Genomic DNA, 8839 nt, shown 5'->3' on the forward strand with positions numbered 1-8839 from the left:
GAGCCGATCAGCCCACAGCTGATGGGAAGCCACACCAGCATGGTGAGGACCAGCGCCAGTCCGGCTGCCGCCAGCAGGGCCGGCAGGCGTACCAGCGCCGCGGCTAGAGGAGAAACAACCGCATTGGTAAGCACCTCCACACGGCTGCGGCCGGCCCGGTCCAGCTCATATACTGTGAGCAGGCCGAAGAGAATACCGCCCGCCGCCCCTCCGGCCAGGGCCGGATTGGCCAGGTACATGGAGAGCATGGTGCTGGCAATGGCCGGCTTGTAGAGGACGAGTCCTACTGCGGGGGAGATGACGGTCAGAAGAACGATGAGCCAGGTCATGCGGCTGTGCAGAAGCCGTCCCAGCTCCAGGGGGAACAGACGCAGGAGCTTCATTGTACCGCCTCCCGTGAGATGAGATAGAGGTAGGCGTCCTCCAGAGACGGTTCCGACCGCTGGACATAGGCGGGCAGCGCGTCCGCCACTGCGCGGCATCGGACGCCCTGGCTGGTGTTGACCCGGGCGGTGATGTGCAGGCCCTGCTCCTGACCGGCTTCCCGTTCCCAGAACACGCCCACATGGCCCTCTGCCGCCTGAATCAACTGCTCCGGCGTGCCGGTGAACAGGATTTGCCCGTGGTCGATGACCACCAGCCGGTCACACACCGACTGCACGTCCTCGATAATGTGGGTGGACAGCAGTACCAGCCGGTCCTGGGCTGTGCGGGAGAACAGGTTGCGGAAGTGGATGCGCTCCTCCGGGTCCAGCCCCACCGTCGGCTCATCGAGGATCAGGAGGGGAGGGGCGCCCAGCAGGGCCTGGGCGATGCCCACCCGCTGGCGCTGTCCGCCGGACAGGCTGCGGATGCGGGCGCGGGCCTGCCCCTCCAGATTGACCGTCCGGATCACCTCGCGGACGGCTGTTCCGGAGTCCCGCAGCCCCTTCAGGGCGGCCATATAGTCCAGGAACTGGGCCACGGTGAGCTCGTTGAACAACCCGAAATCCTGGGGAAGATAGCCCAGCTGGGCCTTCAGCTGCCGCTCCGTCTTGAGAAGGGGCTGTCCGTCCACCAGAATGGAGCCGGATGTGGGGAGCAGGGCGGCCACCAGCAGCTTCATCAGAGTGGACTTGCCCGCGCCGTTTGGCCCCAGCAGGCCGATGAGGCTGGGAGACCGGAGCTCCAGACTCAGGTTCTGCAGGGCCTGTTTTCCGCTGGGGTAGGTCATGCTGACGTTTTGAATGTTGATTTCCATGTGATCGGTATCCTTTCTGCTTGGGATACGGAAAGGATACCATGGCTGTGTGGAGGGGAGTTGGAGATTATGTGTGGTTTGTGTGGAGAAGCGGACACCGGGAAATATCTTGCAAAAAGTCCGCCGCAGAACACTTCTGTTTTGCGGCGGACTCGTTTTCTTCCATATAGATTGGCGGAGCAGTCAGGGATGCAGGGAATAGAATTTGTTCAGGCGCTCGGCCAGCGCCTTTGGGTTTTCTTCATTCACAACATGGCCGGTATGTTCGATAAGCTGTAATTCCGCGCCAGGGATGTTCTGCGACAGGTATTGGGCGGAGCGGATATTCGAACGGTCCTTTTCCCCGCAGATGATGAGGACGGGACACCGCATACCGCGCACTCTGCCGCTGAAATCCAGCTTCTTCATGGAATTGCCCAAGACAAACGTGCTCTCTTTATCAAAGGCCATGGTGTCAAAAACGGATCTGGGCAGAAAGCGGAAAATCAGGTTTTGGATACCGAACGCCGCCTTGGGAATTTTATGAGGCGTCCCGATCAGGACCAGCGTTTTTACCTTTTCGGGGAAGTCCAGCGCATAGTTCAGCGCCAGGATACCGCCCAGTGAAAGACCGCACAGATGGACCGCCCTGCCGACGTGATCACAGTATTCTGCAAACGCCCCATAGAGGCTCGGATAGCTTGCTGTTTTCCCGGCAAGCAGGGCACACAGGTCCGGACACAGCAGCTCCTCTTTGCCATCCATGCAGGAGACCGTTTCCTTCCAGCTTGCCGCCTTGTGTCCAGAACCATGAACCAGGATTTTTTTCGCCATACGCAACCTCCTCGGCCTGATCTATGCAGCTTCTCCGCTTGTACGATGTCTCAGCGTATACTTGAAACGGTCACATCTGCGGAAGAAAGTCCGGAATGGGCAGAAAACTAAAACCTTACAGTCGCTTTTACCCCTTCCTCCGTATTCTCAATGGTACACACCGCGCCGTGCCGGTCCAGGATCATTTTCACCAGATAGAGCCCCAGTCCGCTGCCGCCGGTGCTCCGGTTCCGGGAACCCTCCTCCCGGTAAAAGGCTTCAAACAGGTGGGGCAGGGCATCTCCGCTGATCCGCGCTCCGGTGTTCTCCACACTCAGGGCGGGGCGGCCCTCCAACCGGCCGCACCAAACCCGGATTTCCGCCCCCTCCGGCGAGTAGCGGGAGGCGTTGGAGAGCAGGTTGCCCACGGCCTTCCCCAGCAGGGAGGCGTCTGCGGGCACGGTAATCCCCGGGGTCAGTGCGGACACCAGCTGCTGGCCCCGCTGCTCCAGCAGCTCCCGGTCCAGAGCCAGTTGCTGCGCCATCAGGGCGGACAGGTCCACGGGCTCCTGCCGGACGGCGGCAGATCCGGACTCCATGCGGGAGATGGACAGCATCTCGCCGATCAGGCGTTCCATCCGGCCGGTTGTCTGGAGAGAGCGGAGCAGGTACTTGTCCCGGTCCTGATATACGCCGACGCCCTCCAGCATCCCGGCCAGCTGTCCCTTCAAAATGGTGACGGGCGTCTTCAGCTCGTGGGAGGCGGCGGAGAAAAAGGCCATCCGCTGTCGGTCCAGCTCCCGCTCCCGGGCCACCTCCCCCCGCAGGGCCTGGTTGGCGGTTTCCAGGTCGGTGAGGGCGGCAGACAGCCGCCGGGCCATTTTGTCCAGACTGCGGCCCAACTGGCCGATCTCGTCCCGGCGCCGCTCCCCGCACACCCACTGGAGGTCCAGCTCCGCCATCCTGCCAGCGATGCCGTTCAGCCGCACGATGGGCCGGGTGATATACCGGGAGTACCCGAACGCACACAGCAGGGAGAAGGCCAGCAGCGCCAGAGCCAGCCAGGGGGCCACCCGCCCCAGGGCCTCCACCGCCTGGTTGGCCAAGCGGAGCTGAGGGGAGACCAGCAGCTGGTAGGTCCCCTCCTGGTCGGCAAAGGTGATCTGGGTGGTGAGGATCCCCGTCTGAGTGGCGGTCACCACACCGTCGGCCCGGTCAATCTGCACCTGATAGGTGTCGGCCTCATAGGTCTGGACCGAGTTGTCCGCCCCGGACATGGTGACGGCTACCTGCCAGTCCTCCTCCGGCAGGACCAACAGGGAGCCGGTGTCCGCCTCCGCCCCGCCGGGGGCCGTCAGGGCTACCTCCGCCCCGCTCTCCCGGACAAAGGCGTCCAGGATGGGCCCCGCGTCGGCCAGATTGGTCTGTGCCAGCTGCTGGGTGAGGTCGGCTACCTGGGCCTGGAGCCGGTCGCTGATCACAGCGGTGTAGGTGATGGGGGTGGCCCAGGCAATCAGGGCGAAGGTGAGTCCCCCTGCCCCCAGCAGCAGCAGGAAGGTAAGCAGAAAAATACGCACCGTCAGGCTTTCAGCGAGTTTCCTTCGCAGCACGGTAGCCCACCCCTCTCACGGTTTCAATATAGTCCCGCCCCAGCTTGTGGCGGAGGTTTTTGATGTGGCTGTCCACCACCCGTTCATCCCCGAAGAAGTCGTAGCCCCACAGCCTGGAGAGCAGCATCTCCCGGGTGAAGACCCGCCCCGGCGCGGCCAGAAAGGTGCGCAGCAGCTCGAATTCCCGGGCCGTCAGATCCAGGGGACGGCCGTCCAGTGCAGCCTCCCTGGTGTCCAGGTCCACCACCAGATCCCGGTAATGCAGGCGGCTTTCCGCCGCTTCGCCGCTCCGGCGAAGGATCACCCGGATTTTCTCCAGCAGGACCGGCATGGAGAAGGGCTTGGTCACGTAGTCGTCGATATTCAGGCCGAAGCCCCGGAGCTGCTGCGTCTCTCCGTCCAGAGCCGTGAGCATCAGAATGGGCACCTGGGACTGGCGTCGGATCTGCGCGCAGACCCCGAAACCGTCGATTTTCGGCAGCATGATGTCCAGCAGGACCAGGTCAAAAGACTGGGCGCGGAACAGGTCCAGGGCCGCTGCGCCGTCTCCGGCCACAGCGGCCGCATAGCCCGCGTCCTGCAGATAGGCGCACAGCAGCTCCTGCAGCTCCGGCTCATCCTCCACGATCAGAATTCGTTTCATCAACAATCACCGGGAAAAAGTATAGCACAGGATTGTGAATTTATCATGGAGAATTTCATTTCCCCCTGTGTGGGGAACAGACCTCCGTTTCCAGCAGCGGCCGCCTGCTGCGTGACCGGTCCCATTGACCAGTGGGCACCGGAGCTGTGACAGGACGATTCCCAGATCCGGTTCGTGGGCTTTGACTTCTTCAGCATCCAGGTGTTCAACCCGCGTGAAAACTCCAAGGACATGATGACCATTGACAACCGACAGAAATGTGAACTCCCGGCTGAAGGCCCTCCCCGTGGACTGGAACTACACCATCCCCTTCGGCTTGTTCCACACCCCCGGGGCCGCAGTTACTGTCAAACGGTTCTTGAGCGCGGCGAGGGCGGTATTTTCCCTTTGATCCCGCTTCACGGGCTGTAACAGAAAGGTATATGCCCACAGCTTTTGAGGCTTCTCCGGAAGTCTCAATTTTTTATAATAGCCCCAGAACGGCTGCTATGCGGGAAGAGAACGATACATAATTTGATTTTTGAAAATGGGACGCGGTTCATTTCCGGGGCCAGGTGTCTGAAGAAATATCTGGCCAGCTTTTTGAGAAAAACGGATCGAATATGCTGCTGGTCGCAGACAGCAGCGGTGGGGGGCGGGACGCGGAGCACGGGACGAAGTGCCCGCCAGGTCCACCTGCCCTGCCCCAGCAGCGAGGCGGCAGGCGGCCCGCCTGTGCCGAAAGCCCGCCTCGGGGGAGTCCACCGGCTGACCCGAAAGAAAAAAAGAGCGGCATATCCCTATGGATATGCCGCTCTCCTCTGCGCGAAGGCGCACCGGGGGAGACCGTTTCCGCCCGGTGCGCGTTTCTTATGGGATTTCCTCCGGTGCACGGAGCTATCCGGCTGCTCGGGGCGTCAGTTCTCCAGGTCCTCCTGCAGGGATTCCACCAGGGCGTCCGCCAGCTGATCCAGCTCTGCGGCCTTGTCCGCCTGAAGGGAGGAGGCCAGGGACAGCCGCTCGTTGAGCACCGTCATGTTCTTGAGTTCCTCGTCGATGAAGGCCTGCATCAGGTCTCCGGACTTGCAGGCCCAGGAGCCGTTCTCGATGATGGCGAAGGTGCGGTTCTGGAGGTTCAGGGCCTTCATGTCCTCCAGATAGCTCTTCATCACCGGGTAGATGCCCAGATTGTAGGTAACGGAGGCCAGGACGATGTGGCTGTACTTGAAGCTCTCGGCAATCAGGTAGGACACATGGGTGTTGGACACGTCGTACAGGGCCACGTCGGTGATGCCCCGTTCGCAGAGCTTGGCGGCCAGCGCCTGGGCGGCTGCCTCGGTGTTGCCGTACATGGAGGCGTAGACAATCAGCACGCCCTTGACTTCCGGCTCATAGCGGCTCCATTTGTCGTACTTGTCGATGAAGTAGCCCAGATCCTTCCGCCACACGGGACCATGAAGGGGGCAGATATACCGGATCTGGTCCAGGATGCCGCCGGCCTTGCCCAGCAGCAGCTGGATGTGGGGGCCATACTTGCCCACGATGTTGGTGAGGTACCGGCGGGCCTCGTCGATCCAGTCCCGGTCGAAGTTCACCTCGTCGGCAAACAGCTTGCCGTCCAGGGCGATGAAGGACCCGAAGGCGTCGGCGGAGAAGAGGACGCCGTTGGTGGTATCAAAGGTCACCATGGCCTCGGGCCAGTGGACCATGGGAGCTCCCACAAAGGTGACGGTGTGGTCGCCGAAGGAATAGGTGTCGCCCTCCTTGACATGGATGCACTCGTGACCGTCCACATGGAAGCCGAACTGGCGCATCAGCATGAAGGCCTTCTCCGTGGAGATGATCCGGACCTTGGGATAGCGCAGCAGGATCTCCTCGATGGAGGCGCCGTGGTCCGGCTCCATGTGGTTGATGACCAGATAGTCCAGAGGCGTTCCGTTCAGCAGGTATTCGAGGTTCTCCAGCAGCTGGCGGCAGGCGGACCAGTCCACCGTGTCAAACAGGACGCTCTTTTCGTCCAGCAGCAGATAGGCGTTGTAGCTGACCCCCTTGGGGATGGGGTGGATGTTCTCAAACAGAGCCAGACGGTGGTCATTGGCGCCGACCCAATAGAGATTTTCGGTAACAGTTCTCACACAATGCATGCAGAAATCCTCCTTTACTCACAGATGACAGGCCGTTACGCCTCAATGAACTGGTCCTTGGGCTCCGCGCACTCCGGGCAGACCCAGTCCTCCGGCAGCTTTTCAAACAACGTGCCGGGGGCGATGTCACCGTCCGGGTCGCCCAGCTCGGGGATGTACTCATAGCCGCAGCCGCCGCAGACGTATCGCTTGCCGATGGGCTCCGGCTTGGGGAGACGGGGCCGCTTCATCTTCACCATGGGCGGCGCGGGCTGCTTTTCGCCGGTGTCCAGGGCAGCGGTCAGCAGGGGCAGAATCTCGTTCACATCCCCAACGATGCCATAGTCGCAGTTTTTGAAGATGGGGGCGCCGGCGTTGGTGTTGATGGCCACGATGGTAGAGGCGTCCTTGATACCCTTCAGGTGCTGCACCGCGCCGGAGATGCCGCAGGCGATGTACAGGTTGCCGGTGAACTTCTGACCGGACATGCCCACATAGCGGTTCAGGGGCACGTATTTCAGCGTCTCCGCCACCGGACGGGAGGAGCCGATGGCCGCGCCGGCGGCCTTGGCCAGATCCTCAATGAGCTTCATGTTCTTCTTGCCGCCGATGCCCTTGCCGGCAGAGACCACCCGCTCCGCCTGGGCGATGGGGGTGTCCAGGGGGATGCCCACAGTGAAGTCGTGGCCGTCCTTCTTCAAATGCTCCACCAGGGCGGCCACCTGCTCGGCGGGGGAGCCGTCCCGCAGGATGACCTTCTTCCGCACACCGGTGACGGGCGCGGGCTTCTTGGGCTGGCTGGAGGAACCGCCGGAACTCTTGGGGGCCTTGCCCAGGATATGGGAGGCGATGACCACCCGCTGGATCTCGTTGGTGCCCTCGTAGATGGTGGTGATCTTGGCGTCCCGGTAGGCCCGCTCCACCTCCATACCTTTCATGAACCCGGCGCCGCCGTGAATTTGCAGGGCGTCGTTGGTGACCTCCAGGGCGATGTCGGAGGCGTACATCTTGGCCATGGCGGATTCCATGCCGTAGGGGGCGTGCGCCTCCTTCAGCTCGGCGGCGGAGTACACCAGGAACCGGGCGCAGCGGAGCTTGGTGGCCATGTCGGCGATCTTAAAGGAGATGGCCTGCTGGAAGCCGATGGGCTTGCCGAACTGGATGCGCTCCTTGGAGTAGGCCACGGCGGCGTCATAGGCCCCCTGGGCGATGCCCAGCGCCTGGGCCGCGATACCGATGCGGCCGCCGTCCAGGGTGGACATGGCGATCTTGAAGCCGTCGCCCTCCTTGCCCAGCAGGTTCTCCCTGGGCACTTCCACATTGTCAAAGATCAGCTCGGCAGTGGAGGAGGAGCGGATGCCCATTTTGTCGTAGTGGTCGCCGAAGTAGAAGCCCTTCCAGCCCTTCTCCACGATGAAGGCGCTGATGCCCCGGGTGCCGATATCCGGTGTGGTGACGGCAAAGACCACATAGGTGTCCGCCTTGGGGGCGTTGGTAATGAAGATTTTGCCGCCGTTGAGGACATAGTGGTCGCCCTTCAGGACGGCGGTGGTCTCAGTGCCGCCGGCGTCGGATCCGGCGTTGGGCTCCGTCAGGCCGAAGGCGCCGATCTTCTCGCCCTTGGCCAGGGGCACCAGGTACTTGCGCTTCTGCTCCTCGGTGCCGTAGGCGAAGATGGGCCAGGAGCCTAAGGAGACATGGGCGGACAGGATGACGCCCGCGCCGCCGTCCACCCGGGCCAGCTCCTCCACGGCGATGGCGTAGCTCAGGGCATCCAGCCCGGCGCCGCCGTACTCCGCGGGGAAGGGGATGCCCATGAGGCCCATCTCGCCCAGCTTCCGGATGGCCTCGTCCGGGAACTCGTTCTGCTGGTCCAGCATGAACGCGATGGGTTTGATCTCCTCCTCCGCAAACGCACGGACTTTGGCGCGGAGTTCCTCGTGTGCCTGTGTGGTCTGAAACAGCATAGTCGTACCTCCTCTTTAATCTTGATAAAATTTATCAACTTTCAAGCAAAAGAAAAACTGTCAAATCAGGGGTCCGTCAAAATCTCCTGCAGGCTGTGGGCCCGCAGCTCCTCGTCCAGCTTGTTCTGAATCTCAGCCAGCTTGCAGTGCACGGTGCAGCCGCCGTGGCAGCTGCGCCAGGGGCATTGATACGCCGGATCCATGCAGGAGCTCAGATTCCCGCGTTCTCCCATGGCCTTCATCAGGTCATAGAGGCTGGTGCCGGTCAAATCCGCCGACAGCCGGCAGCCGCCCGCCGTTCCGCGGACCACCTCCACCAGTCCGGCCTTCTCCAGCTTTTTCAGGATTTTATAGGCAAAGGCCTGGGGGAGGAGTTCATCCTGTGCGATCTGTCCCGCGGTATGCAGTTTTCCATCCAACAGTGCCCGCAGGATGCGCAGGGCGTAATCTGTCTCCCGGGTAATGACCAATGCCGCGTTCTCCTT

7 protein-coding genes and 1 pseudogene are annotated in these 8839 nt (G+C 62.1%); all 8 read right to left on the reverse strand.

What is annotated here, in order from left to right:
* Nucleotides 1–383: pseudogene (locus tag QVE23_RS09140) on the reverse strand (hypothetical protein); the annotation flags it as partial.
* Nucleotides 380–1240: an ABC transporter ATP-binding protein gene (locus tag QVE23_RS09145; protein ID WP_021748819.1), complete on the reverse strand. Its 861-nt coding sequence runs from the start codon at nucleotides 1238–1240 to the stop codon at nucleotides 380–382. The pseudogene QVE23_RS09140 and the gene QVE23_RS09145, both read right to left, overlap by 4 nt.
* Before the next feature lie 183 nt (nucleotides 1241–1423).
* Nucleotides 1424–2053 (reverse strand): alpha/beta fold hydrolase, encoded by a 630-nt coding sequence (locus tag QVE23_RS09150; protein WP_119310916.1) that lies wholly within the window; start codon nucleotides 2051–2053, stop codon nucleotides 1424–1426.
* Between the two features lie 107 nt (nucleotides 2054–2160).
* A complete protein-coding gene (locus QVE23_RS09155) occupies nucleotides 2161–3642 on the reverse strand; it encodes a sensor histidine kinase (protein ID WP_273481657.1) in 1482 nt (493 codons plus the stop codon).
* Nucleotides 3620–4285, reverse strand: coding sequence for a response regulator transcription factor (locus QVE23_RS09160; RefSeq protein ID WP_119310918.1), 666 nt, complete (start codon nucleotides 4283–4285; stop codon nucleotides 3620–3622). The genes QVE23_RS09155 and QVE23_RS09160 overlap by 23 nt, the downstream gene beginning before the upstream one ends.
* A gap of 896 nt (nucleotides 4286–5181) precedes the next feature.
* Nucleotides 5182–6408, reverse strand: a complete 1227-nt coding sequence (locus QVE23_RS09165) for an FprA family A-type flavoprotein (RefSeq protein ID WP_287966565.1) — start codon at nucleotides 6406–6408, stop codon at nucleotides 5182–5184.
* A gap of 35 nt (nucleotides 6409–6443) precedes the next feature.
* The gene (locus QVE23_RS09170) at nucleotides 6444–8354 is read right to left on the reverse strand and encodes an acyl-CoA dehydrogenase family protein (RefSeq protein WP_021748811.1); all 1911 of its coding nucleotides are present in this window, start codon (nucleotides 8352–8354) and stop codon (nucleotides 6444–6446) included.
* 65 nt (nucleotides 8355–8419) lie between these two features.
* The coding region (locus QVE23_RS09175) for an RrF2 family transcriptional regulator (RefSeq protein WP_353847678.1) at nucleotides 8420–8839 on the reverse strand (420 nt) is incomplete at its 5' end.

Source organism: Oscillibacter sp. KLE 1728, assembly GCF_934833455.1.
In the GTDB taxonomy this organism is placed as follows: domain Bacteria; phylum Bacillota; class Clostridia; order Oscillospirales; family Oscillospiraceae; genus Oscillibacter; species Oscillibacter welbionis.

Excerpts from the sequence above, each read along its gene's own strand:
- QVE23_RS09145 (WP_021748819.1), bottom strand. The coding sequence starts at position 1,240 with ATGGAAATCAACATTCAAAACGTCAGCATGACCTACCCCAGCGGAAAA.
- QVE23_RS09150 (WP_119310916.1), bottom strand. The coding sequence starts at position 2,053 with ATGGCGAAAAAAATCCTGGTTCATGGTTCTGGACACAAGGCGGCAAGC.
- QVE23_RS09160 (WP_119310918.1), bottom strand. The coding sequence starts at position 4,285 with ATGAAACGAATTCTGATCGTGGAGGATGAGCCGGAGCTGCAGGAGCTG.
- QVE23_RS09165 (WP_287966565.1), bottom strand. The coding sequence starts at position 6,408 with ATGCATTGTGTGAGAACTGTTACCGAAAATCTCTATTGGGTCGGCGCC.
- QVE23_RS09170 (WP_021748811.1), bottom strand. The coding sequence starts at position 8,354 with ATGCTGTTTCAGACCACACAGGCACACGAGGAACTCCGCGCCAAAGTC.